13 protein-coding genes are annotated in these 26,701 nt (G+C 53.7%); 1 reads left to right on the forward strand and 12 read right to left on the reverse strand.

Features of this window, described 5'->3' with window-relative positions; genetic code table 11:
* Window positions 1-45: 45 nt before the first annotated feature.
* From ACGHAD_RS17060 to ACGHAD_RS17115, 12 genes are all read right to left on the reverse strand, one after another.
* Window positions 46-360: a hypothetical protein gene (locus tag ACGHAD_RS17060; RefSeq protein WP_382414508.1), complete on the reverse strand. Its 315-nt coding sequence runs from the start codon at window positions 358-360 to the stop codon at window positions 46-48.
* Window positions 357-1,076 carry a tetratricopeptide repeat protein gene (locus tag ACGHAD_RS17065; RefSeq protein WP_382414506.1) on the reverse strand — a complete coding sequence of 240 codons (720 nt, stop codon included), beginning with the start codon at window positions 1,074-1,076 and terminating at the stop codon, window positions 357-359. Before ACGHAD_RS17065 ends, ACGHAD_RS17060 begins: the two co-directional genes overlap by 4 nt.
* The gene (locus ACGHAD_RS17070) at window positions 1,063-4,035 is read right to left on the reverse strand and encodes a tetratricopeptide repeat protein (protein WP_382414504.1); all 2,973 of its coding nucleotides are present in this window, start codon (window positions 4,033-4,035) and stop codon (window positions 1,063-1,065) included. The genes ACGHAD_RS17065 and ACGHAD_RS17070 overlap by 14 nt, the downstream gene beginning before the upstream one ends.
* Window positions 4,032-5,966: a hypothetical protein gene (locus ACGHAD_RS17075; protein WP_382414502.1), complete on the reverse strand. Its 1,935-nt coding sequence runs from the start codon at window positions 5,964-5,966 to the stop codon at window positions 4,032-4,034. Before ACGHAD_RS17075 ends, ACGHAD_RS17070 begins: the two co-directional genes overlap by 4 nt.
* Window positions 5,954-6,481: an AraC family transcriptional regulator gene (locus ACGHAD_RS17080; RefSeq protein WP_339616807.1), complete on the reverse strand. Its 528-nt coding sequence runs from the start codon at window positions 6,479-6,481 to the stop codon at window positions 5,954-5,956. Before ACGHAD_RS17080 ends, ACGHAD_RS17075 begins: the two co-directional genes overlap by 13 nt.
* Window positions 6,482-6,595: 114 nt before the next feature.
* Window positions 6,596-7,567, reverse strand: coding sequence for an FAD:protein FMN transferase (locus tag ACGHAD_RS17085; RefSeq protein WP_382414897.1), 972 nt, complete (start codon window positions 7,565-7,567; stop codon window positions 6,596-6,598).
* 141 nt (window positions 7,568-7,708) lie between these two features.
* Complete coding sequence (locus ACGHAD_RS17090) at window positions 7,709-10,084, reverse strand: putative bifunctional diguanylate cyclase/phosphodiesterase (RefSeq protein ID WP_390402989.1); 2,376 nt, start codon at window positions 10,082-10,084, stop codon at window positions 7,709-7,711.
* A 177-nt stretch (window positions 10,085-10,261) separates the two neighbouring features.
* Window positions 10,262-11,773 (reverse strand): diguanylate cyclase, encoded by a 1,512-nt coding sequence (locus tag ACGHAD_RS17095; RefSeq protein WP_382414498.1) that lies wholly within the window; start codon window positions 11,771-11,773, stop codon window positions 10,262-10,264.
* Window positions 11,774-11,775: 2 nt separating this feature from the next.
* Window positions 11,776-20,190 (reverse strand): putative Ig domain-containing protein, encoded by an 8,415-nt coding sequence (locus ACGHAD_RS17100; protein ID WP_390402991.1) that lies wholly within the window; start codon window positions 20,188-20,190, stop codon window positions 11,776-11,778.
* Window positions 20,191-20,448: 258 nt separating this feature from the next.
* A complete protein-coding gene (locus ACGHAD_RS17105) occupies window positions 20,449-21,300 on the reverse strand; it encodes an efflux RND transporter periplasmic adaptor subunit (RefSeq protein WP_339616811.1) in 852 nt (283 codons plus the stop codon).
* Window positions 21,301-21,479: 179 nt separating this feature from the next.
* Window positions 21,480-23,663 (reverse strand): peptidase M50, encoded by a 2,184-nt coding sequence (locus tag ACGHAD_RS17110; RefSeq protein WP_382414494.1) that lies wholly within the window; start codon window positions 23,661-23,663, stop codon window positions 21,480-21,482.
* 6 nt (window positions 23,664-23,669) lie between these two features.
* Complete coding sequence (locus ACGHAD_RS17115) at window positions 23,670-25,328, reverse strand: efflux RND transporter periplasmic adaptor subunit (protein WP_390402994.1); 1,659 nt, start codon at window positions 25,326-25,328, stop codon at window positions 23,670-23,672.
* A gap of 261 nt (window positions 25,329-25,589) precedes the next feature.
* On the opposite strand from ACGHAD_RS17115, the gene ACGHAD_RS17120 reads away from it, so the two are divergent.
* Entirely contained in the window at window positions 25,590-26,675 is a 1,086-nt protein-coding gene (locus tag ACGHAD_RS17120; protein ID WP_382414490.1) for a hypothetical protein, read from the forward strand.
* Window positions 26,676-26,701: the final 26 nt, after the last annotated feature.

A 26,701-nucleotide genomic window follows, 5' to 3' on the forward strand; every position in this document is an offset into this window, starting at 1 on the left:
AACGCCCATTATTATGCCTGAGTTTTAAGGCAGCGGTTGTGTCGTTTATTCTGCGCTCTGCGGCTCTACCGCTTGTTGAGTGGCCACCGTCTCGGCTAAATCTTGCAACGGCGGCAAATATTTTAACTCGCGTAATAACTCCGAGCGCTCTAAGTGTTCAAACACCGCATTCGTCTGATTGTTAATCACATCGTACTTTAGCGTGGGACTATCCGGTGTTTGCCAAGGCACTATGTACAGCACCTGCGGTTGCTCTTGGTTGCCGGTAATAATACTCTCTAAGCGCGAGTCATCCTGCGCTTGAGCACTCACACTTAGGGCTAAAACTCCTATCAGGGCTGTACCGCTTAACCACTTCATCCGTTTGCCTCCCGCGCGGCAATGCGCCGCTGAAGATCGATGATCCAACCTTTGACGGTATTATCGGGCGCGCCCGTGCTTTGCTCACGCAAATAGCCGCAGGCCTCGTAGTGTGCCAGAGCATCGGGCCAACGGCCCAGATACAAATCGTACAACATACCCAGGTTGCAGTATGTATCCGCCGAGTGTGGCCACACCATTAGCGCCTGATTATAAAGCGAATCCGCTTGAGCAAAATTGCCGGCGCGGCGCTCGAGCGCGGCCAACTGGTTGTAAGCATCAACGTTAAGTGAGTTAGCCGCTAACGCCCGCTCAAACGCCGCGCGCGCCTGACCCGGCTTATCGAGGTGCAACCAGACAATACCCAAGTTAAGCCAGGGGCCCGATAAATTCGGCGACTCGGCCACAAGGGCCTGCAATGTATGGCGCGCGTCGCCCCAACGCTGCTGGCGCATTTGCTGTTCCGCGCGTGCAAACCCGGTGCGCGCTTGTGCCGTAACGGCGGGCGCGGGTGTCGTAAGGTACGGATTTTGAGTGATGGGGCCGGGCGGCAGTATCGCGGGCACCTGGCTCGGCTCGGCTACTTTCTCGGCCACAACAGCCTCGGTGGCGGCTTCGGGGGGCGGCTCATCTGGCTGATTGGCGCAACCGATAAGCCCCGCAAGAGTAATAGCCCATAGCAACCGCTGTGCAGACACGACCTTAACGAATGTCATGGGCGGCCTCCACAGTAAACTCAGTTTTGTTGTAGCGCGCGGGCAATATACCGGCCAAGGATTTTAAACTGGCTTTGACCCAATCGTCGTAAATACCGCCCCAGGCGCGCTGGGCGTTGGCCTCGTGCAAGCCGATAGCCTTTTCTTCAAAGGGGTAGGCCTGCTCCTCCAGCAAAATATCGTATTGCTCCAACTCTAATACATTGAGGTTATCGGGGCGCTCGGAATCCATTAAGTCACGTGCCAACTGCAGGTAAATCTCGCCGATAGTGTAATTAGCGCGGGTGGTAAAGTCCGCTACTTTAAAGTCCAACACCCGCTGCTGCGCCTTGAGCGCGGTATCGAGGGCGTCGCGTTTGTTACTTAAGCTGCTTTTGATCGGCAGGGTTAAACGCAACGCTTTAAAGCGTTGGTAGGGCGCGTCGGCCAAAGTCGTGGCGGCGCTGGCGGCCAGATAGCGGCTGCGCTCGGTGGGCGCTTGACGTGCGCTTTTTATCACCCGCTGCAACCAAAAGTCACGGCTGCTAATGTCGCCTTTCTCACGGTACAACTCGACCAAACGTTGCTCGACTTCGATCAACTCGCCAGCGGGCTCGGGATAGCTGTGGGCGTATTGACGGTAGTGATCGCGCGCGGCTTCCCAGTTATCGGCTTTGTCGTAATACTCGGCGGCAGTTAACAGCGATTGCCTTGCCTGTTCTGGATCGGCACTGCGCTCGGCTTGCGCGCTAAGCAAACCGGCGGCCTGGCCCCAGGCGCCCATGGCCTCGTAGATCACAATCAGCTTGGCCGGCAGGCGGGCGTTTAACTCGTGGCTGGGGTAGCTGGCCGCAAACTCGTTAAGTAAGCTTTCGGCGCGGCGCCAATCGCCGGCCATTTGCGCGGCGTGGCCGGCATCAAACAGCGCTTGGCTGGCAATGGTGCTGCTGGGCAGCTCGGCGTGAATACGCAACAGTAAATCGATGGCGGCATCGCTATTACCCGCCGCCAGTTGCGCCTGAGACTGCTGGTAAATACTGGCGGCAATGCGCTCGCGCAAGTCGGCGGCGCTGGGTGACTCAGGCCTTTGGCCGTGCTCACTGTGTAAATCGAGCGCGCGCCAATAGGCGGCCTCAGCCTCTAGGTACTGCGCTTGCTCAAATTGGGCGTGCCCCAAGGTGAGCCACGCAGTGTAGAGCAAATCGCCTGCGGCGGTAGGCTGCCAGGTAATCACCTGTTGCGCGATCTCGGCGGCGCGCTTTAAATCGCCCTGATACAGCAACTCGGGGGCGGTTTGCGTTAATACCTTAACAGCGCGAGGGTCGGCGGGATAAAACTCGGCAAATTTGATGGCGTCGTCAATTTTGCGTTGCTGCCATTGCCAAACGCTGCTCTGCACCGGCTCACCGGCCAAGGCGCTCGACTCCAGTAATTCACCGGATTCTGAGCGGACCACTAACTCACCCGCCAGCAAGACCGCGCTGTAACCGGCCTCGGCACCGTATTCGGCATCGCGCTTGTCAAACGCGACATTTTCGTAGGCGGCCAAGGCATCGATGGTGCGCTGACCCTCGTTAAGCGCCTCGGCCATTAAGAAGGTGATTTCTGGCACTGACTTGTCCGCCGGAAAAGTAAGCACTAACTCCAGGTACAGGTCGGCGGCCTCGCTAAAGCTGCGGTTAATATCCGCCCGGCTGGGCGCCGTCACGCCGCCCTCGGCCAGCAAGCCCTCTAGGCGCTGGGCCTCGCTGTGGTGGTGACGCGCTAACTGCTCTAGATACAAACGCAGTTTGGCCAATGCATCGGCGCTCATATTACGCGGCTTGCGGGTGCGCACTACTTGCTTGGCCTGCATCGCAGTGGGCGGCGCGCTGATACCGGCGCGGGCCTGCCAGTAGTTGCTGTAAATGCCGTAGCGCTGGACGTAGGCGCGCTTGGCCGGCAGCACCAGCGACGGAAACTCGCCCGCTTGATACACCAGGATCTCGCGGATGGAAAAATCCGGCGCCATGTCCGAGTTGGGGTTGTGGTTAACAAAGCGCGCAAAAGTATCGGCGCTATCCAGATAGCGCTGCTGCGCTAAGTACAGCTCGCCCAACTGCCGATAGAGTAAAAACTGGTAGGGCCGCGCGCCGATGTTGGCCTGCTGCTCGGCAATGGTTTGCGCGCCGTCTAAGTTTGCGTAGGTAAAGCCCAGCACGCGCAAAGTATCTTCTACCAAGTTGCGGTCAGTGGGGCTCATTTGCTCGATAACACCGGCGACTTCGCCAGATAACCGCGCGGCAGCCAATTTGTTATCGAGCAGCTCGGTAAAGCGCGCCATGGCCGCGTCGTACTGACTTTGTTTGTAGGCCGACCAACCCTCCATGTAGAGCGAGTTGTCGGCAAACGCCGAGGTTTCACTAGCGGCCACCTGGCGATACAACTGCTCGGCAAGTAAGTAGTCGCCGCTCGCAAAGGCGCGCTCGGCGCGGCGAAACTGCGCCTCTTGAATGTAGGGCGACTCGGGAAAACGTTTGGCCAACTCGTTTAAGGTGGCGGCGGCCTCGGCGTCGCGACCATCCAGCGCATAGGCCTTAGAAAGTTTGTAGTAGAGCGCATCGGGGGCACTGGCCACCGATGCGGCTGGGTCGGCGCGATACTCTGCCACCAAGGCTTCGTAGTGGGCGATGGGCTCGGCAAAAAATGCGGTTAGCGTGCGCGCCTGCTGCTGGGCCGACTCGGCGCGCGCCATCTCGAGATCGGCGAGGCGCACCTGAATATGGTGGCGCATCTCGGGGTTGCTGGCCATTTGCAGCGCGGCGCGGTAGTTAGCCTCGATTTGGGCTAAATCTTGTCGCTCGATGCCCTGCTCACCTATAGGCACGGTCGGTTCCGGTAAATCGGCCAAAGTACTGTGCGCATCCAGCGGATTATTGCTACAGCCCTGCAACACCAGTACAAGAGCCAACGCTTGCGGTAAGCGGTGCCGGCGGATCACTCTTGCACCTCCGGCAGTTTTGGCGCGTCTATATCGGCGTCATCGACGGCGCGGTAGGCGGCATCGTACAGACGGGCAATGCTGAGGCGGGTTTGCGCGAGGTAATCTTGCAGCCGGTCGCGGTGGCTTACCAGTGTTTGGCGAATGCTACCCAACAGAGCTTCGGTGTTCGCGCTAATCGCCCGATTCAGTTCGTTTAGCTGAGCGTCATTGCGCGTTTGCAGCGCCACCAAGCGCGCCACTTGGGCGTCTAGATCTGGATCGGCGGCTAAAATCTCGGCGATCCGCTGGCTGCGGCTGACGCTTTCTTGTAACGCCGTATCTAAATGCGCCAGCGCTTTGCGGGCTTGCCACTGATGCTCGGCAAAATTGTGCGCCGCGCGCCAATCGACGACACCTTGATAAAAATCTAGACGCTCGGCGGCGTTGTCCGGCACCTTAGCACGACCGGCCAAGGCCGATAGTCGCGCACGGGCATTGGCGATGCGTTTGGCGAGGGCCCGGGTGTCAGCATCGGCTAGCGCCATAGCGTCTTGCTCGCGCTCGATGCGGTTCAGCCGCTCGGCTAATAGGTGGCGCTTAGCCGCCAAGTCACCGGGCTGCTGCAGTAAATCGGTCTGTGCGATCTGCTCGGCTCGCGCGGCGCGCAGTTGGCGTTTATCGGCGATCAGTTGCCGATAAATATCGAGCTTGCGCTGCCACTGGTTAAGCCGATCTTGCAGCAACAGTAAATCGCGCAGCTGTTGCGCATTGTCTTGCAGCGCATCGCGCTTAAGCAGCGCCTGCAAATAGCGCGAGCGGCTCGCCAACACATCCACATTATCGAGCGTCAGCCAACTTTGCAGCGCGCGGCCATCGCCTTGCTTGAGTAGCGCGCCTTGCTCGCCGGTGCGACGCAAGCTCGCCAGCAGTAGCTGGCTATTTAACTCCGTTAAGGTTTGCTTAATGCGCGTAAACTCATCGCTGAGCAATTGCTCGGATTCGCGGTAGGCCTCCAGTGCCGAGCGCGGCGCTTTGAGCTGCTCGTAAGACCACGGCACCGCCAATAGGGTTTCTTGCACCGCCGGTTCTAGCAGCGAGCGGCGTCGCAGCGCTTGCCAGGGCTTAAGCGCTAAAACGTAATCGTGATAGCTCGCCGCCGCCCAGCCGTAGCCCAGCAATGCACTGTTGGCGAGGTTGCTGTCGAGTCGCACATCGCGGAACGCGGCTTTGGCCGAGGCGTAGTTGCCCAGCTGCAACAGGCTGTAACCGAGCGCGGTGAGGGTTTTGTCGCGAATCGCCAGCGCTTCGACTAACCGGCTTTGATCATCGGGCAGCTCGATGTCCAGCCCGGCGCGATAATACTGCTGCGCGCGAATCGTGTCGCCCGCACGAGAGGCAGCATTGCCCAGATTTAACAACGCCAGCGCGCGGTTTTGCCGCAGCGGGCTAAGGGTGGTTTGAGCCTCTTGCAAGCTGGGCGCCTGACCGGTTTTGATTAACAGATGGGCGTTCAGTAGCGCGATGTTATCCAGCAGCGGGGCACTTAAGGTGTCACCAATGGTACCGGCCGAGGCCGCCGCCTCGGCGTAGTCACCGGCGCGATAATCGAGCTGGGCTAGATAATAGTGGGCGGTATCGCGCACCCTTTGGGATTCACTCTGACCCAAGTGCGCGGCAAACTCGGTGCGGGCGCGGTCATCCATACCGTAGGCCAAATACATACCAGCGCGCATTAACTCGGGGTAGTGTTGGTGGCCCACAATGCCGCCATCCGACTCGGCGCGCAACAACACGCTAAGCGCTTGCGGAAAGTCACCAACATAGTAGTGGTACAAGCTCTCGCCGTAGCGCAGATCTTGCGCCGCGCGATGGGGCTCGGAGGGCGCCGCTAAAACCGCACTGCTAAATGCCAGCAGGGCGCAGAGCCCCGTGGTGGTTACAGCTCCCATTGCTTAATATCAAAGACCGGTTGCAACTTGCGGGTAGAGTCGACGATACGCAGCTCTAACACCAGTGGCGCGGTGGTTTTATCCACGGTGACGGAGGCGGCGCGTTTGTAGGGCTGCCCCTGTGGACCAATACCGGTAAAAAAAGCACTGATCTCATGTGTGCCACTGTTAACATTGCCGAGGTAGAGCTTTTGGATACCACCGCGCAGCAGCGCATCAACTTGTTTGGGGGTATAAAGCTCACTGGCGACAAACTCGTCATCGACTTTGACCTTGACCGCATCGAGCGCAAAGTACTCGCCCACATCCAGCGACAAATACACGGCGACTTGGCTATTGGCCGGGTAGAGCAGCTCTTCTTCTAAAATGAGTAAGTCGCGATTGAGCTCCAACACCTGCTGTTTGAGCGCCTCGGTATCGTCCACGGCCGTCGGTTGGCCATGAGCAACTGCCGCAAAGGTTAACAGGCACACTAAAAGTCCTTGCCAAGCCATCTGGGGGTAACGCTGTGTCATTGGGGCGTCCTGTTTTGCGGGTGCTGTTATTCGTTATAAAAGGAGTTTAATCAATCGGCGGCAAAAGTGCAGTTATTGTAGGGTTTTACAACGCCCTTGGCTGTGATTGCTGTATCACTCAGGCGGTGCTAAGCCACGGCTGTAAGCTACTTTGCCGGCCCTGGTAATCAGTATCGCATCAAATGCAGGCAGTTTATCAATCAGCGCCAAGCCTTTAGCAGCGCCCAGCACAAAGACACTGGTCGAGAGCGCATCGGTATCAAAACCGTCCGGCCCAATAATAGACACACTGGCCAGCTCATCGGTACTTTTACCGGTACGCGGGTTAATAATATGGTGAATCCGCTCGCCCTCGGCGCCGATAAAAAATCGTTCGTAATCACCCGAGGTGGAAATCGCGCTGTCATTCAATGGCACCTTAATGGCTACCCCCTCAGCACCGCGCGGCTGCTTAATGCCCACCACCCAAGGCCGGCCGTGCCTGTCGCCCAGCACCCGGCTGTCGCCTCCGGCACTGACGCTGGCGTGCTGCACGCCCGCCTCGTGCAGCAGCGCAATCGCGCGGTCCACGGCGTAGCCTTTGGCGATGCCGCCCAAATCGACGTAAACCTGCGGCTGGGTGTAATAAACGGTATGGGCGGCTTTATCGAGTTTAACGTGGCGATAGTCGATAGCGGGCAACAATTGCTCGCGCTGCGAGTCGCTCGGCTGGGTGCCGGCACGGTAATCGTAGTAGCGTGCCAATGAGGCAAAGGTAATATCAAAAGCGCCATCGGTTAGCCGGCCATAGTAGAGCGCTTTGTCTAGCAGGCGGGTCATCTCGGGGCTAATGGTTAGCGGGTTGGCGGCGCTGCGCTCGGGGGCCTCGCGATTCATCAGCGATAAATCGGACGAGTCTTTATAAGGGCTGTAGGTGTTGTCGATGCGGCGCATTTCCGTCATCACTTGCGCCGCAAGCCGCTGGGCAACGGCCGGGTCGTCGTGCCACAAAGTAACGCTAACCCGCGTTCCCATAATCGCTTGCTCATCGCTGTGCCAAACAGCGTGGGCCGCGCTGACCGAAAACATAAACGCCAGCGCCAACATCCGTAAGCCTAGCAGTAGGCCAAAGCGAGAATAGGCTCGGTGGGAGGAGTAAAACACGACGCGCTCACTTAGCAAGTTTCGAAGTGTTCATACTAAACACTGACGCCGCAAACGTCACCCCTCGATCTGGGCAGTTCCAGCTTAATCGGGTGGCTGCTGTACCAGCGAGAGCGGGTCGGGGTTTGCTAACAAAACACTAAACCGGCAGGGCTTGTGCAAGCCAAAGCCCTGCGCAAAGTCGACTCCCATATCGGTAAGCAGCGCTAGCGTGGCTTTATTTTCGACAAACTCGGCAATGGTTTTTTTATGCAATGTTTGGCCAATTTCATTGATGGCGCGCACCATGGCTAAGTCGGTATCGTCGCGATCCATATCGCGCACGAACACACCGTCAATTTTTAAATCGTCAATCGGTAGGCGGCGCAGGTAACTAAACGACGACAAACCCGTACCAAAATCATCCAGCCCAAAGTGACAGCCCTTCTGCCCCAACAGCTCCATCAGCTTGATGGCCTCGGCGAGGTTGTTAACCGCCGCAGTTTCTGTCACCTCAAAACAAATTTTGTCAGCCGGAATCTGGTATTGCTTAAGCATACCGACAATAAACTGATACAAGTCGGGCTGATCGAGCGAGACACCCGACAAGTTAATGTGGCACGATTCCAACTGTGCCAAGTGCGCAGGGTGTGCCGCAAGCTGACTAAAGGTGTGTTCTATCACCCAGCGATCAATCGGGTAAGCGGCACCAAAGCGCTCGGCGGCGGGCAAAAATACACCGGGGGGTACGATTTCACCTTGCTCGCTTCTAAGCCTGACCAGCACCTCGTAGCGCAAGCCACCCTGAGTGGGGCGCGTGGGAACAATTAATTGCGCGTCGAGAAATAAACGGTTCTCACTAATAGCCGTACGAATACGATTGAGCCACTCCATCTCGCCTTGGCGCGCGAGCTGCTGCTGATCGTCCACCTCGGAGATATAAACCCGGTTGCGGCCTTGCTCTTTGGCCAAATAACAGGCGATATCGGCAGTGCGCAAGACGTGCTCCGTGTCCGGGGTAACGGCCGTTACTGACACCATTCCGATGCTACAGGTGATATCGTAGCGGCGCTCATCCCAAACAAACACCATTTTACTCAGCTCAAGGCGGAGTTTTTCGGCCACTTGGCCGGCGGTCACTAATGAGCAGTTTTCTAAAATCACGCCAAACTCATCGCCGCCCAAACGGGCCAACATATCGTGTTCGCGCAGCGTGCGACGCAACACATCAACCACTTGCTGCAGTAGCCGATCACCCGCATGGTGGCCCGAGGTATCGTTAATAACCTTAAACTGATCGAGATCGATAAAAAATAGCGCGTGTTGCAACTGTTCGGCGCGCGCCTCGGCCAATACTATCGATAAACGCCGCTCAAATGCCCGACGATTAAAAATACCGGTTAGTGCATCGTGAGTTGCCTGAAAGCTCAGCTCCACAGACAGGCGACGCGACTCAGAGACGTCTTCAATCAACGCAATAAAACTGGGGTTATCGCGGCCTTGCGAGATTCGCAACGAGCTTTTTCCTAACACTCGAGAGACAGTCACGCGCGCCCAAACCGTGCCACCGTTACCCTTAATAAGCCGATGCTCTATGGTGTAACTATCGATGTGACCAAGGTGCATATGCTCACGGCGCTCGGCGCCCAGCTCCCAGTCTTCGGGGTAGACCAAATCTGCGCGGGACATTGTTTGCAATTGCTCGCGAGGGTACTTAAGCATGTTACAAATAGCGGGGTTTACGGCGATAATATCGCCGTGTTCGTCAAGCTGAATCATACCGATTTCGGCTTGCTCAAAAATAGCTCTAAAACTTTGCTCAGAGCGCTGCAAGTTGCGCATGAGCAACCAGCACAACCACCAGGCAAGCAGAGCCACTAACAACATGAAGCACAAACTGGCAAGCGATAGTGTGTAGGTCATCCAGCGCGCGGCTTCGCTCATCGCGCTGCGAAAGCGCTCAGTCAGAGCATCGAGTCGCACATTCAGCGCGCCAAGCTCAGCTCGTAACCCAGCCAAAGTTTGCTCATCCACATGACCCGATTGCCACTGTTGCTCTAAACGATCGGCAATTTTAGCAAGCGCGGCAATTTTCGCATCAGACGCTTGCCAGACATCGACGGCACGTCGCAAGTGACCCACCTCACTACAGCAACGAAACAGCCAGATCATCGCGGGAATATCGTCGGGGTGGTTGCGCCCGGCAATCAACGCTTGTGTCGCCCGCTCTTGATCTAGCGAGGGGGACTCTAGCTCTTGCCGAGCGCGTTGATCGGCCTGCACGATAGCAAGCCACTGGCGAGCGCGCTGTAATTGTTCAGCCTCGCCATCGCGGGCGTAGCGTTCAAGCTCGTAAACGCTGCCCAACTGCGCCCGCGACCATATACTTTGGCCCGCCAAATACGCTGTCGCGGCCGATTGAATTTGCACCACCAACAAACTAAAACACACCACCAACACCAGCAAACCAGCCAGCGCCAAGATTAAACTCACTATTTTTAGACGTGTATTAGTAGCCCGGAATCTCATGGTATGTATAGGTGCCTCCCGCGCCTATCGCTGACAATAATGTCGGTTACCTACCTGTCAGTTAAGCATTAAACAGCCGCTATTACCATGGCCTGAAGCACGCGTTAGCCTGTCAAATCCACGGTGCGATCACTCACTCGCTTGAGGGACCGCATTGGTGTTAGCCATGGCGCTCTGCCAACGATTTACTTGATTGCGACCGTGCTGCTTCGAGTAGTAAAGTGCCTCATCGGCATGCTTAACAAGATCGCCCGCCGTTGGCATACCCACCTGTAACGATGCTACGCCAAAACTTGAGGTCACCTTTACCCCTTGATGCTCACAGCGCTCGATACTGACGCGGCAGCGCTCGGCAATCTGCTCAGCTTGCTGAGTGTCGGTATCGGGCAAAATAATACAAAACTCTTCACCGCCAAAACGCGCGACAAAGTCACCGCCTCGTACTTGCTCATGCAGCGCATCGGCGACCAGCTTTATAATATCGTCACCCAAAGTATGACCGTAAGTATCGTTAATACGCTTAAAGTGATCGATATCCAGCATGATGCAGCACAAGGGGGCTCGCTTCACATTCGCCACGGCAAATACTTCATCGAGTTTCGTGCGCATCGCGCGACGATTAAAGCAGCCTGTTAAAGAGTCGTGCGCCGCCATATACTCAAGACTGCGATTCTTTTCTTCAATCGTCGCTTGTGTACTAGCCAACTCAGCAACCATGGTTTCGAGCTGAAGATTTTTCTCCTCGAGCTCGGAAACATCGTCAAAGCTGGCGATAACGCCCTGACTATTGCCTTTATTATCAAAAATAGGCACCGCATTAACCCGAAAGGCGCTGGCTTTACCGTCCTGAGTAACGGCCGTAAGTCTTACGCCTACCACTTTTTCACCGCTCTCGAGCGCCGCACTCCAGGGTAGCATGGGGTGCTTATTTTCATCGACTTGCCAGCCGAGTGTGGCGGCTTTGCGCCCCAAAAGCCGTTTCTCATCAAGGCCTAAACGGCGGGACAATATTGTGTTTACCAATACAATATGTTCGCGCCGGTCAAGAATAAATACCCCCTCGGCCAAAACATTCAGGGCATTCCGAACCCGCGCAGGAACCACCGAGCTTGGATCGAGGTAGCGAAGCGCACGGCCAATAAAAATCCGGTAACTAATAAACGCACATAACACTAAAAATATCGCCAACAGCCATTTTCGAGGCCAGCCAAAATAGCTGACATCCGACTGCCCAAGCGCCTTAAAAGCCAACTCTAGGCTGCCGATCCTGCTACCGCCCAACAACAAGGGTACCGCTACAAAACGAGGTGTCGATTCTGACACCTCGCTATCAGACCAGGTTTTTTCATGATCCTCTGTGCGATAAAAAAAGTCGCCAGCGGTACTGCGCACGGCAGCGGACACTAAGTCTGAGTTGGATGTCACGGCATTATCAAGCACCTGCTCAACCAAGACCTGATCGTTGCGCGAATACCCCACCAGTGCCTGAAACGCCAGCGTTTGCGATAGCGCCTGCCTTGCCTGCAGCTGATTTTTATCAACATTGGGCGTTAACCCTAAAGCCGAGGCAAACAGTAAAATCGACAGGGTTAATACCATTAAACCAAAACTTAAACGAACAGCAGGGGTAATAGAAATCATGGTTATTCCCCTTGTGATCGCGATGAAGTTTGATGATCGAACAAATAACCCACCTCGCCGGCACTGCTATCTTCCGATTTTCGGTCCTTTTTCTGCCTTGCTAATTGTTTCTTTTTCTTCTCGACATTTTCTAATATAGGCAGTGGATCGACTCCGCGCCACAATGGCAAAACGGAAAACAGCGCAAACAACAAACTGCTGGCTCTAAGCGCCCACAACACCAAACCGGTGCCGAGGGACAAAGACACCGCGGCAATCATTTCTTGCTGTTTTTGCTGTTCGAGAAAAGCCTGCTCTATTTGCTGGCGCGACTCATCGACCGCTTGCGAAAAATCGGCGATATCCTGCAGACTTAAGTGAGTGTTGACCGACGGGTCCAAGCCTATCAGCTGGAATTGCTGGTTATCTTCCGCACGCCATTGCGCTTGCCTATTGTTCAGCTCGTCCGCTGCGACGCTTTGTCGGTTATCATCATCTTGCTCATTATTGTAACTAAATAAGTCGTCAGTCTCGGGTAGCACTGCCAAGGTTTCGGGATCGAGGGTTTGAACCTCTAGAATATCGACCTCGGACCCACCCGTCTGAGTAATAACAGGTTCTTCTGTCTCAATAAGCGGTGGTTCTGTGGTTGGCGACTCAGGCTCGGGGCGATCGCCACCTTGGTCTCCCGTAAAATCACCATCTTCGTTGTCATCCTCTTCAGGGTTCGGTGTCTCGGCCTCATCCACCGCACGAATATCGATCAATAGTGTATGTTCGGCCCAAGCGCCCTCATTATCCGTCGCCCGCACTGTGATATAAGTTGCGCCACCATTGATATTAGTGGCTAGCATCAAGGTACCAGTATCACTGTCAATGGCGGTTATTTGCGCCGCAGAGGGGTTGCTGTTGGCGGTAACGGTATACGTAAGCTGGAAGCCTTGTTCAACATCAAAAAAACTACCCCAGACGCTGAGCGGATAGGATTGCAGCTCCGCCGAAAACGACCCGCCGGACTCTGCATTACCAGTTACCTCGGGCGCATCGTTGACCGATAAAATATTGACCAGAAAACTCGCAGTGATGACTTCACCCGTAGCCGTGACGGCCTGAATTTCCAGCTCACTGCGGCCAAACGCGTTGAGTGCATAATCAAGCGTCAAGGCACCGTTTTGCCCATCGATAGTGACATTATCAAAGAGACTTTGATTTGTGTTGTTAACAACACTAAAGGTCAGCGTACCGTCACCCAATACTCGCTGAAATGCCTGGGCAATTTCCAGAGTTTGGTTAGGGCTGTCTTCGTTAACGGTAATGTCCTCGAGCTGCACATCCAGACTCGGCACATCGGTAATCGTCAATACAAATGTATCGGTCACTTGCGCAGCACCGTCGCTAGCCGTCACGGCAATTGCCAGCGAGCCCACATCGTCGGCTAGTGGTGTTCCACTGAAAGTCAGAGCATCACTATCGAAACTAAGCCACTCCGGCAGCGGCTGGCCATCTGCGAGTGTGACCCGGATTGTCAACGCATCGTTATCTGGGTCGGAAAACGTATTGTCCGGCAGAGAGAAGATAAACTCGCTCTCGGCTTCAATTTGCATATCCTTAATGGGGTTAATGACGTTAGGCGCTTCATTAATAGCCCCTACCACGATATCAAATGTGTCTGTCGCTAACTCTCCGCCAAAGCCATCATCAGCGGTTACAATAATACTGTAAGTTCCGGCACTCTGAGGGCCCGGTGTTCCGCTAAAGGTTTGGTTCGTAGCGTCGTAGCTGAGCCATTCAGGCCAACCATCGGGGGTACTCGCCTGGGCATTAATAGTCAGCTCGTCACCGTCAGCATCAATAAAAGTGCCGGCAGGAAGCTTAAATAAAAACTCTGAGTTTTCTGTTGCCTGCTGATTATCGATAGGAATATTAAGCTGGGGCGCATCATTTTCACTCAATACCGTTAGTAAAAACTGGCCAAGGGCTACACCGCCATTACCATCCTCAGCGGTTACGACGATTATGTTTTCAGCGGTATCGCCATCCGTTGGTATACCCGAAAACGTAAGGCTGCCGGCATCAAACTCTAGCCACGACGGCAAGCCACTACCGTCCGCCAATCGCGCGCTGTAGCTTAGCGTATCAGCGTCAATATCGATAAAGGTATTGGGGTTTAGCTGGTAGTTAAAATAGGTATCTTCCGTGGCGAACTTATCCTCTAATGCTTGAGAGAGCACGGGAGCATCATTGGTATTGACAACGCGTATGTCAAAAATATCGCTGCTACTCACAACACCATCAAAAGCGGATACAACAATACTAATGCTTCCCACATCGGCGTTGGTCGGGGTACCGCTAAAAGTTCGGCTATCGGCATCAAAAACCAGCCACAGGGGCAGTGGTGCACCGCCAACTTGTTGCGCGCTGTAACTTAGTGAGTTTCCGTCTGGGTCACTAAAGGTACCCTCGGAAAATTGAAAACTGAACACACTGTCTTCATTAATGGTTTGATCGGCAATAGGTGTGACGACTGTAGGGCCATCGTTCGTGTTAAGAACGGAAAGAACAAAGCTATCGCTCGCAATTGCACCGCCATTATTGTCAGTAGCATAAACTTCAACAGCAATATCGCCGACATCGATATTAGTTGGAGTGCCACTAAAAGTACGGGTAGCCGCATCAAAAATCAGCCAATCCGGTAAACTACCACCACCGGATAATTGCGCGCTGTAAAACAGCGTATCGCCATCATCGTCAGTAAACGTATCACTGGCAAACTGGTAGCTAAAGGCCGAGTCCTCGGTTGCGCTCTGATCCGCCATTGGATTATTAACAGTCGGGTCGTCGTTAGTATTGCCAATCACAATGTTAAAACTATCACTGGCGTCAGCGCCGCCGTTGCCGTCACCCGCCATCACCACAATAGTGATAGTACCAACATCAGCGTTGGTGGGCGTCCCGCTAAATGATCGGCTGTCGCCATCAAAGCTCAACCAAGCCGGAAGTGAACCACCACCCAAAAGCTGAGCGCGGTAAGTTAAGGTATCTCCATCGTCATCACTAAAGGTGTTGCTTGAAAACTGATAGCGAAAAACACTATCTTCCGAGACATATTGATCCGCCAATGGATTATCCAGAACGGGATCATCGTTAGCATTATTCACCTGAAGAGTAAACGTGTCAGTGACAGAGGTAATACCATCAAATGCCACCACTTCAACGGCGAAAGTGCCTACATCCGCATTCAAAGGGGTGCCACTAAACGTACGAGTGTCGCTATCAAAACTCAACCATGCCGGAAGCGAACCACCGCCCACTAACCGAGCGGTGTAGCTAAGATCATCGCCATCATCATCGGAAAATACGTCAGCAGAAAACTGAAAGTTGTACTCAACATCTTCTGTTGCACTTTGATCGGAAATAGCATTGTTCACCACTGGGGAATCATTGACATTGTTGACAACAATAGCAAAGACATCAGTTGCGGGGGTACCACCTTGTCCATCGTCAGCAATAACCCTTACCGACAAAGTGCCAACATCAGAATTGCTGGGTGTGCCGTTGAAAGTGCGGCTAGCGGCATCAAATGTAAGCCAGCTAGGCAGTGGTTCACCACCGATCAACTCCGCACGGTAAAGCAGCATATCGCCATCGTCATCAGCAAACGTATTCGCCGCAAACTGAAAACTAAACGCTGAGTCCTCGGTTGCGGTCTGATCGCTGATCGGATTGCTAACGGTGGGATCGTCGTTAGTATTGCCGACCACAATGGAGAACGAATCCGTTGCCACGGTGCCGCCCTGGCCGTCATCGGCGGTCACCGTTATTGACACGGCTCCGACATCAGCGTTAGAGGGCGTACCACTAAAGGTTCGGGTAGCGGCGTCAAACGTAAGCCAAAACGGCAACACTCCACCACCCGATAGCTCGGCGCTATATTCCAGCGTATCGCCATCATCATCGCCAAAAGTATCCGCCGAAAATTGATAATAAAAGGCAATGTCTTCCGTCGCACTCTGATTTTCTAATGGGTTATTCAACACCGGATCATCGTTGCTATTGACTACATTGATATCAAAAATATCGGTAGTTTCAGCGGTACCATCCGATGCGGTCACAGATATGCTTAAATTACCTACATCGCCATTTTCAGGCGTTCCACTAAAGGTTCGGGTAGCGGCGTCATACTGCAGCCAACTAGGCAATGGATCGCCACTTACTTGCTGCACGGTATAGGTTAGAGGGTTACCATCAGCGTCATAAAAGGTATTGGCGTCAAACTGAAAACTAAACGGGCTATCTTCATTGGCAGTTTGATCGGCAATAGGATTAACAATCACTGGGCCATCGTTAGTGTTGCTTACTGTTAACGCAAACACATCAGTCGCAGCCGAACCACCGTTATTGTCTGTGGCGCTGACCTCAATACTAATGGTGCCCACGTCGCCATTGTCTGGAGTGCCGCTAAACGTCCGATTGAGCGCGTCAAAATTAAGCCAGGTTGGCAGCGCGCCACCGCCTGCTAATTGGGCGCTGTATAGTAGATCATCGCCATCATCGTCGTTAAACGTATTGGCCGAAAACTGAAAACTAAACGCTGAGTCTTCTATGGCCACTTGATCATCAATACTATTATTAAGCACTGGATCATCATTGGTGTTAGTGACGACAATATCAAAGGTTTGCGCTGCAGGAGTTCCGCCTTTTCCGTCATCAGCCGTCACCCTAATAGTCAGGCTTCCTACGTCATCGTTACCAGGTGTACCACTAAAAGTTCGGCTGGTCGCATCAAAACTAAGCCACCCGGGTAGTGAGCCACCACCGCTGATTTGCGCACTATACGTTAGCGTATCGCCGTCTTCATCGGCAAAGGTATTGGCCGCAAACTGAAAACTAAACGCGGAGTCTTCGGTCGCGACTTGGTTGGCAATCGCATTATTGACGACGGGGTCGTCATTCGTATTTGTAACTTCGAGAGAGAAGGTCTCGGTGGCAGGCGTACCTCCTTGGTTGTCGTCGGCAGTCACCGTAATCGATATGCTGCCGATGTCAGTGCCACTCGGAGTACCACTGAACGTGCGGCTCGCCGCATCAAAGTTTAACCAAGCGGGTAAAGCACCACCCCCGGCTAGCTCGGCAGTATACGTTAACGTGTCGCCGTCAAAGTCATTAAATGTGTTTGCCGCAAACTGAAATACGTAAGATGTATCTTCTGGCGCTATTTGATCGGCAATGGCATTGGCCAGTTGGGGATCGTCGTTGGTGTCAACAATGGTTAATGTAAAGGTATCGGTCGCCGGTGTTCCGCCATTATTGTCATCGGCGGTGACCTCGATATCTAAGCTACCTATATCGGCGCTTGCCGGTGTTCCGCTAAAGGTTCGCGTCGCCGAATCAAACGATAACCAGCTAGGCAGCGCACCGCCCCCCACCAACTGGGCACTGTAGTTAAGTGTGTCTAAATCAGAGTCACCAAAAGTGTTCGGCGCCAACGTGTAGCTGAATGCTTCATTGTCATTGGCGGTTTGATCCGGAATCGGATTTTCGACATACGGATCGTCGTTGGTGTTAGCAATCACCAAATTGAAGGACTCTTTGGCAACACCACCGCGGCCGTCGTCGGCAAAAACATCAATCACCCAAGTAACCGAGTCCGCCTCGCCGGGCGTGCCGTAAAATCGTCTGTTAGCCGCATCAAAATTAAGCCAGGGCGGTAAATTTCCACCATCCGATTGTAAAGCGGTGTAGCTTAAGGTGTCGCCGTCGGCATCCGTAAACGTATTGGCGGCAAAGGTAAAATCAAAAAAGCTATCTTCAGCCCCTGACTGATCCGAAATCGGGTTGCTGATGGTCGGTGTTACATTCGATGACTGAACCTCAACACTAAATACATCTGAAGTAGACTTGCCATGATTATCAGTGGCAATTACCTCAACCATGATAGTGCCTATGTCGTGCTCGGCCGGTGTACCTGATATTGTTTTTGTAGCAGAGTTATAACTTAGCCAGTTAAGACTCCCGCCACCGGCGCGCTGAACGGTATAGGTTAACGTATCGCCGTCATCCGGGTCGGAAAACATATCGTCAGGCAAAGTATACTGAAACGGCTGATCTTGCACTGTGACCTGATCTTGCGCTGGGTTAACCACGACCGGAGCCTGATTGAAGGTATGGCTCACCTGAAAGGCTAAATCCCGCCCCGTATCCTCAATCTGATTGTGGTTAAAGTAAGAGCCATTAGCGTAAACATCAGTGTCATGAATGCCGGCAAAAACCAATGGGTCGGAAGAGTCGCCATCGCCCGTCACTTTTATGTAGTAAGTTTGCCCGTAATTAAGCTCCACATCTGGGAGCGCAAAACTCTCCCACGTAAACGAGTCGGTTAAACCATCAGAAGAACGGGAGGCAGCTGCCAGCGCAATACCATTGAGCGAGTCAAGAATTTCGATATTGATGTTTTGCGGTGTTTGATCTCCGGCTGCGGAGTTAATGCGCAACTGTATTGAGAGAGTGTCGATAAAGTAGGTGCCGCTCCCGTCCATATCGACAAAGCTTTGGTACACATCCATACCCCCTGCCACACCAGTACCGACAACGGCAGGGTCAGTACCTTCATAGACATCCGCCGTGGTATCCGTTTGATTCGTTACCACTAAATCAAAAGTGTCTTGCGCCGGAACGCCGCCTTCGCCATCGTCGGCAATTACGGTAATCGCGATCGTGCCTATGTCAGACGCGGCCGGCGTACCCGAGAAAGTACGTGAGGCAGCGTCGAACACTAACCATGCGGGGAGCGAGCCGCCACCGTCGAGCTCAGCTTGATAGCTTAAGCTTGCGCCCACGTCCTCATCCCCAAATGCGTCGGCAGGAATCGTAAAACTAAACGCTGTGTCTTGCGTCGCCGCCTGGTCTTTTATGGGAAAACGAACAAACGGATCGTCGTTGGTGTTGTTGATGGTTATATCAAAAATTTCAGACACTGAGGCGCCATGATTATCCGTGGCAATCACCTCAACCGACATAACCCCAATATCATCGGCACGCGGCGTACCCGAGAACTCTCGGGTAATAGGGTTAAACGTGAGCCAATCCAGATCCCCGCCACCGGCCAGTTGCGCGCGATAGCGCAGCGTATCGTTGCTGTCGCCATCAGAAAATGTGTCGGACGGCACGGTAAAAGAATAAGCGACATCCTCGTAACGGGTTTGATCGGCAATTGCATTAGCCACCGTTGGCGCGGCGTTTACCCCATCTTCCTCACTTACCTTGAATGCGAGATCCCAGCCATCGGCGTTCGCGGCACCGCCGTTTATTAACGTGGCGTTATTGTATTGATTGCTATTATGGGAGCTGACCAAAATATTGCTATTGGGGTCATCAGAGCCTGAATCAGTGCTAATACGGATGTAATAAGACTGATTGTCGTTGAGTGTCGTATCGCCTAAATTAAAACTGTGCCACTCGTAGCCCACATCGCTGATTTGGCTCGAGTTAATACTGCCAGTTCCCAGTACCGCGCCATCCCAACTGTCACTAATCTGTACTGTGATGGTCTGGTCAAAGGTCGTAGCGTAGCGAGCAAGAAAGAGTGAGATTTCATTGACGTTATAGGTAGCGTTGGCGCTATCGTAGACAAACTGTTGGCCGACATCGGTGTTGGCCAATAAATTCAGCGCGGTATTACCTTCGGCTACATGCACATAATGGGTATCCGCCAACCTGCCTTGCCATGCCTTTTGCGCCACCTGACTGACGATGACTTCGCTCTCAATAGCCCCACGCTCATACTCCAACGACCAATCGCCACCGCTTAGGCTGTGACCGGTAATATCGTCGCTGGCGGCAATATCGGCCCCGGTCAGTTCACCCAGACGCGACAACAGAGCAACACCGTTACTGTTCGCCGCTAAATCGCAGCCGTACAGCAGTAAATCGGCGTTGCGACCCAGCGCATCCTGCCAGCCTTGCAACTCGCTTTGGTAGCGGTCCACGGTTACGTCATTAATAACACTACTACCCAGTTGCAAGGCTCCGGCGTTGCCGTGAGAAATAACATGAATCGTTTGAATATTCTGATACTGCTGCAGTGTTTGGCTAATGTGTGCCACGCCGTCACGGTCTATATCGAGAGTGATGACCTGCACATCGCTGCCAGCCAAATCACCTAGCAAGGTGTCGACATCTTCGACGCGACTGTCGACAAAGACAATTTGTTCGAGCGCCTGCCGGGCCAGGGCATCGGCGTTGGGCAGGGTTGTGGCATCAGGCTCGTTATCGGCCGGCTCAGCCAAGGTGGAGTAGCGTGGACCGGCGTCATAAACCTGCGTCAAGTCAACACTATTAGCACTGTCTTGCAGCAATACGTCGTCGAGGGAAGTGTCATCCAGCAAGATGGCATCAAGCGTCGCGGAAAACAGTAACCGCGGCTCTAATGGCTCAATCATGGGCCTGCGTTGCTTGAATACCTTATTAGGCATGTATGTATTCCCCTGAGGAATAAATTGCGACTAAACGATCCTTCAGGTTTATGCCGACACATTAACGACTGTTTAGCGTATCGGTAAGGCGGGGTTCCAGTGCCACTTGTTGATTCTAGCGCCATTTACCATGGCGATATACGTGCTAGGTAGATCAAATCATCACTAAAACCAAGCACTTATAACGTTTACTGCCACCCAGTAGTGTTAATCCACCGTGACTCGTTAGCGCTGTGATGCTTGCACGTTAGGGAACTGCACGGTACAACGCTGTCCGCTAGGCAGCGTTTGCTCTGGGTTGGGAATGGTTAAACGAACCCCAAAGGTGTTACTCGGACCGTCAATTACCCGGTCGACTCGGCTCACCTGGGCTTGGTAGGTGTCTCTACCGGTTTTTATGTCGGGCTTAACACGGGCACTAGAACCCTCGCGAATCTGGCCATACAAGCTTGCCGGGGCGTAAACCTCCACCCGCAATGGGTCCAGCTGTACCAGCCGCACAATCGGCTCGTTATCAACGTGCTCGCCGGGCTGCTTATAGCGCTCGCTGACCACCGCATCAATAGGGCTAACAATGGTATAGCGTTTTAAGTTCTCGATCGCCCGCGTGTGTTCTAACTCTGCCTGGCGCTGGCGATCTTTGGCTTGCTCTAAGCGCTGCAGCGCGAGGGCATGCTCGGTTTTGGCTTTATCGAGCTCAGCAAATGACGCCACTTTTTTAGCGTACAGATCTTCTACCCGTTTGAGCGCCCGCTCGGCAAACTCTAATGCCAATTGCTGCGACGATATATCGCTTTGCAAGCTGGCCTGCACACGGCGCAAATCGACCGTGGCGGCCTCTAACCCCGACTCCAATTTAGCCAAGGTATCGCCCTTCTTAACCACATCGTTTTTATCAACCAGAACCTGGCTGATCACCCCCTCAACCGCCGAGCTCACCTCGACCAGCATATGCGGTTCGATACGACAATTGAGAGACAGTTCTGAACTCTGCTGCGCCCACAGCGGCTGGACACTGCTGCAAAGCAGTGGCAATGCGGCCCAAAGCCCTATTTTGGAGGAGGTTATACGACTCATCAAAATCTACACCAAATTCATTGTTATAAGTGTTATCGGCATCGTGACGAGCCACTTTAGAACCGTGACGTCTATCACTGTCTTTGAGTCTAGCACAGCCACAGTGCAAAACTGCAGTACAAAAAGTCGACAATTGCCAAGATTCGGCTGCCCTGACCTGGCGTAATAAGGCTAGCCAGCTAGCGGTTAAGCTGGCGAATAAACAATTGGCGCAGGGCGCGATACCAGCGGCGGGCAACGGGCTCGGGTGGATGCTCAAACCGCAGATACGCACGCTGTCCATAGTAAGGTGTTAGCTCTTCAGCCGGCAGAGAGACGTCGACCAAAAACACTTGTTGAATACTCTGCTGCGCGTCTCCCTCTGTGGGTTTAGTGGCTAGACGCCCGCCGCCTTGAGTGCCCAGGACCGGGCTGGGTAGGTGATAAGTTCCGCCCGGCACCTGCTGCACGATCTCGGCGCGGTACTCATTGGCTATAGCTCCGGCCAACCTCACCGTCACCCCCCGTGTAGACTGGCGTACTAAGCCTATTTCATCTTGCGTCAACGCTGTGCGCACCCTCACACTGCCCGGGCTTAGCACGTAAGCGGCAAGGTCGCCTTGGTGTAAATAGTGGCCTTGCAGTAGGCCCATCGCTGCAAAATAAATCCGCCCTGACGCCGGGCTTGTGAGTGTTAAATGATCCACTTGTTGTTTAAGGTCGGCCACCTCATCGGCTAACACCGCCAAATCCTCACGCAGTAAATTCGCGCGCGGACGGTCGGAGGTAAAAAATTGCTCATAGCGCAGTTGATATTCATTCAGCTCCGCCTGCTTTAGTCGGTAGCGATTAACCAAGGCGGGATTGCTTAGCTGCAAAATCGCCGTACCAGTATCTACCCGTTGGCCATCGACAACTTCCAGCACCGCAACCGTGCCTTCAGCCCCGGCTCGTATTTGGCTGTCTTGCGGCAGCCAAACCACACCTTCGACCTGAGTATTCAGAGGCAGCGGCAACACCAGCAGCAACAGCATCAGCAACATCACAGCGGCGCTTATAACCCCTAACGCCCGCGTACGGTGACTGCGCAATGCGCCGCCGTGAGTCAGGTAATACAAGTACTTAAGCAGCGGCCAAAACAACTGAAACGTTAACATCCAACCGAGCAAAATAATGGCCAGCAGCAGTGATACCTGGGCCAGAACAAAAAAGATAACCGCTAAAATAAATACTCGATAAGCGTACGATGCCAAAGCGAATGCAATCAGCCCCAAGGCTCCTAAACCAGTGCGCGCTTCCCCTCGCGTCGCATCGACACCGTAACCGTAGCGCTCGACAAAATAGCGCCACTGCGATTTGGCACGTGCGGCCAAATTGGGGGTTTCAATTAAATCGCACAGCAGGTGATAACCGTCAAATTTCAGCAACGGGTTACCGTTAAACAGCAGGGTCGAGACACTGCCTAACAGCGCAACATTAAATAACAATGACTTTGCCAGCGAGTTTTCTACCGCCAGCCATAAAAGCAACGCGGCCGCGGCCAGTAATAACTCCACCGCCATTCCTGCGGCACTCACCATTAATCGCTGCCGTTTCGCATCAAAGCCGGTGGCGGCAGTGGCATCGACGTAAGGCAGGGGCACACCTAAAATAAACACAATACCGCATTCGTAAACATCGCCACCAAACGCTTTGGTATACAGTGCGTGGCCCAACTCGTGCAAAACTTTTAGCGCGGGATAAGTAAACCAGAGCAACAATAAATTGGCAGGTGAGAACAGTGCATCCATCGACACCGCACGCAGCTCGGGCCAATGCAGCACCGCTTGCAGCAATGCCGTGGCGACCACGATCAACCATAACGCGGCAATTGACCATGCCGTTAACGCGCGCGCCACCCCTTGCCAGCGATCTAACACACGATTGGGGTTACCCAATACAATTCGCCACGACAGCGGGTTAGTCCACATCCTGCGCCAACGCTGCTTGCGCTTATCGCCCTGGCGAACAAACAACGACTGGGTATTGGGGGGAATATCACAAATCAGTAAATCGGCAACGTACAAATACTGCAACAGCTCGACGACATCCTGCTGCTCCGGTAGCTCATGGCTAGCTTGTTGTCGCAATTGGGTGCGCGCAATGAGCAACAACTCAGCCAGTGTGCGCCGGCCATTCATGGCAGCAATCAGCTCGTACGCTGTGGGGCTCAGTTTATGAAAACGCGCATTGTTTTTATCGTGCAGTACGTAGAATAATTCCTCGCGATAATATCGCGGTTTACAATCAGCGTGGCGAGCGAGCATTGGTCGCAACTGATTAAGCTGCTGCCATAAGGGGTCTATCGCGGTGTTTGTAGGGGTAGGGTCACTCGCAATCGACATAGCGCTCTACCACCACAACCGCAGGCGAAGCCAATCAAATAAGCGATGCAATGCAATCCAACCGAGCGGTTCACGCCCGACCGTAATTTTTGCGGTACCCGTCATACCCGGCTGAACCAATGGCGACGGATTTTGTAGCCGAGCTTCAACGCGAAACCAGTTAAGGCCTTCACGCACTTCGTTTACCGGCGTTTTACGTTGTACCGTAAAACTAAAGCGCTCCGCCGGCAGACTCGATAACACCAGTGTTCCCACTTGGCCAGTGGCTACCCGCACGATGTCCCGCTCATCGACGTACAAAATCACACGAAACTCATCGGTCGATGAAATCTCAAACAAGACCTCTCCCGCGCTTAAAGGTTTGCCCACCGACTGACTAATATCATCCGAGACAATCATCCCGCTCATTGGGGCCCGCACCAATGTGCGCTGCAACTGCTGGTCAACCAACTCCAATTGAATATCAACCTGCTCAGCTTGAGCCATTGCAATCGCCGCCGCCGCGCGCTCAGAATTTGCCAAGGCATTGTTGTACTCCTGACGATACTGCTGCAACTCACTGGCGAGTTTACGGCGTTGCAACCTAAGCTCTCGCTCATCCAGGCGCGCCAGTGGCTCATCGTGTTCTACACGATCACCCGGGCGCGCCATGACCTCAGCTAAAAAGCCTTCCTGCTTAGCCACCACAATTTTCTTTTGCGCGCCCTGTAACTGCGCGTCGGCAGCGATACGGTAATCGGCAGGCACCAGCGCAACAAGCAGTAACGCAATGAATACCGCAGCACCGATGCCCCACTGCAAACGGGTTTTAGCGCGCCATTGTCGGCCAACCGACGTACCTAAAGAGCGCTGTTCTGCCTGACGCTTTAGATTCAGCAAATAAGCAAACGTGGGCAACTGCGCACGCAATTCATCTAGCCGCGGTGATTCGGGGGTGTGATGCCACTCCAAACTCACCACGCCTATCACATCACGTCCACACAGCAGTGGCAGGGAGTTGATCATCACGGCATTGGTTTGACGCTGCAAGTCACCGTGCAGTGGCGGCGCATTAGGGTTTTCGGTGTCTACCACTGACACTTCAGCCCGCTCGTGCGCGGCCTCTTGCATGGCTCGCTTAAGGGTATCGCTGGCGCGAGTGCGTGGGTCGATTTCAGCGCTATTAGACACCGCCTTTAAAACAATCGAGCGGTTACCCAATAACCCTAGCGCGACCCGCTCACAGCCCAACCAATGGGACCATTGGTTCACCAAAGTCAAACAAGATTCGGTAACACTCGGCTCATACAAAGCGGCATTAAACACCGACAGTAATTGCGCCGAGGGTTCGCTTTGAGGCCCCTGACTCGCCAGCGCAAACCATCGCGCCTCGGCTTTTAGGCGGCGCAGTACGGTATTAACCGTTTCACGATGGCGCTGATTTAACGTCAACACCAAGCAGGGCTTGTTTCGCTGAGACTGCGCAAGCGGATAGGCGAGCAACAGCTGCTGCTCGCCACGATTAGCCAGTGCCATGCGCTGATCACGCAGCGCCTGATGCGCGAGCGCCTGTATTTGCTCATCCAACTGGTTTGGCGCCGGCCAAAAAGCAGAGGGTTCCAGGGCACCGTCGACCAAATGCAACAAAACCCCGCACTCTACATGAGGCAAAATTTGACACTGCATCTGCAGCCATAAATGTTGAGAAGAGAGGCTCTGCATAGGCTTACTATAGGGCAAATCCAATATTGCTGGCGAGTGTTAATGCTAGCCTGAACTGAGCAGGCATAAACAACAAGCCTAAAAATGCGATTTCGCGCTAATCACGGTGGTCAATACAGCAAAAAAGGTGCTGATAGTGACTATACTAAGCTCGAAGATAACGCAAAAGCGAGCAGCTCGCCGCACCTCACCCCGATGGAATGATCTAAAAAACAGGACGCTTTTATGTTTAATCAACGGTGTTTTCGACGCATGGCATTTGCCGCTGCCCTCATTGTGTCTGGTTATTCTCAGGTTCACGCCCAGACCACCCCAGAAGCACCGGAGCGCTCGCCAAAGACAGAGTCCCCTTGGCTGCTCGTACCCAAAGTCAGTAGCAACCCCAAAATTGGCAGTTCGGTCGGTTTTCTTGGGGGTTATTTGTTTAAGCTCGACCCGACATCTACATCGTCTATGGTGGGGGCATCCGGCAGCTACAGTGACACTGACTCAGTCACGGCCAACTTGTTTTTGCGAAGCTTCTGGGACAGTGACCGCAAGCGCGTGATTGCCGCGGTATCAAACGGGAAGATTCGCAATGATTACGAAGACTACCTTGGCTCAGGCCAACAAGTAGCCACGACTGACAATATGAAGCTGGCCTTTGCCCGCTACCTACAAAACATTCACAGTCACTGGTTTCTCGGGGCGCAAGCGATTTACACCAACTATTTCATAGATACTGACAATGTTATGGCCGGTGACATCTTATCGCTGTTGGGCCTGTCGGGTTATACCTCCGGCGCCCTGGGGTTAGTCACCACCTTTGATAGCCGCGACAACCAAAACTCACCCAGCTCGGGCATCTCCTTTAACGCCAATAATTTTGCCTACCGAGAGAGCCTCGGCGGGGAGGAAGATTTTGACGTCTACCGAGTCACTTTTCAGCAATATTTAAGCGTCCATAAAAAAGGCTTGCTAGCCTATCGCGCTCAAGGGCGCTGGACCGATGACGCTCCCGCAAGCGCCTACTCCAGCATCGGACTGCGCGGGTATACCCGCGGTCAATACTTAGCTCCCAATTCAATATTGCTTGAGGGCGAGTACCGCTGGCATCTAAAAGGGCGCTTTGGTATTAACGTGTTTGCCGGTGTTACCTGTTTATACGGGGATAAAAAAAGCTGTGACGACAGTGAAAATATTTATACCAGCGCCGGCATCGGTGGGCAGTATCTTATTAAGCCCGCCGAGAAAATGGTGATTTCATTTGATATCGCCAAAGGGGAAGGAGATAACCACGGTTTATATTTGCGCTTTGGCCACTCGTTTTAATCGCAAGTGGCCACCCGATATATCTT

This window comes from Gilvimarinus japonicus, assembly GCF_042847215.1.
Lineage (GTDB): Bacteria > Pseudomonadota > Gammaproteobacteria > Pseudomonadales > Cellvibrionaceae > Gilvimarinus > Gilvimarinus japonicus.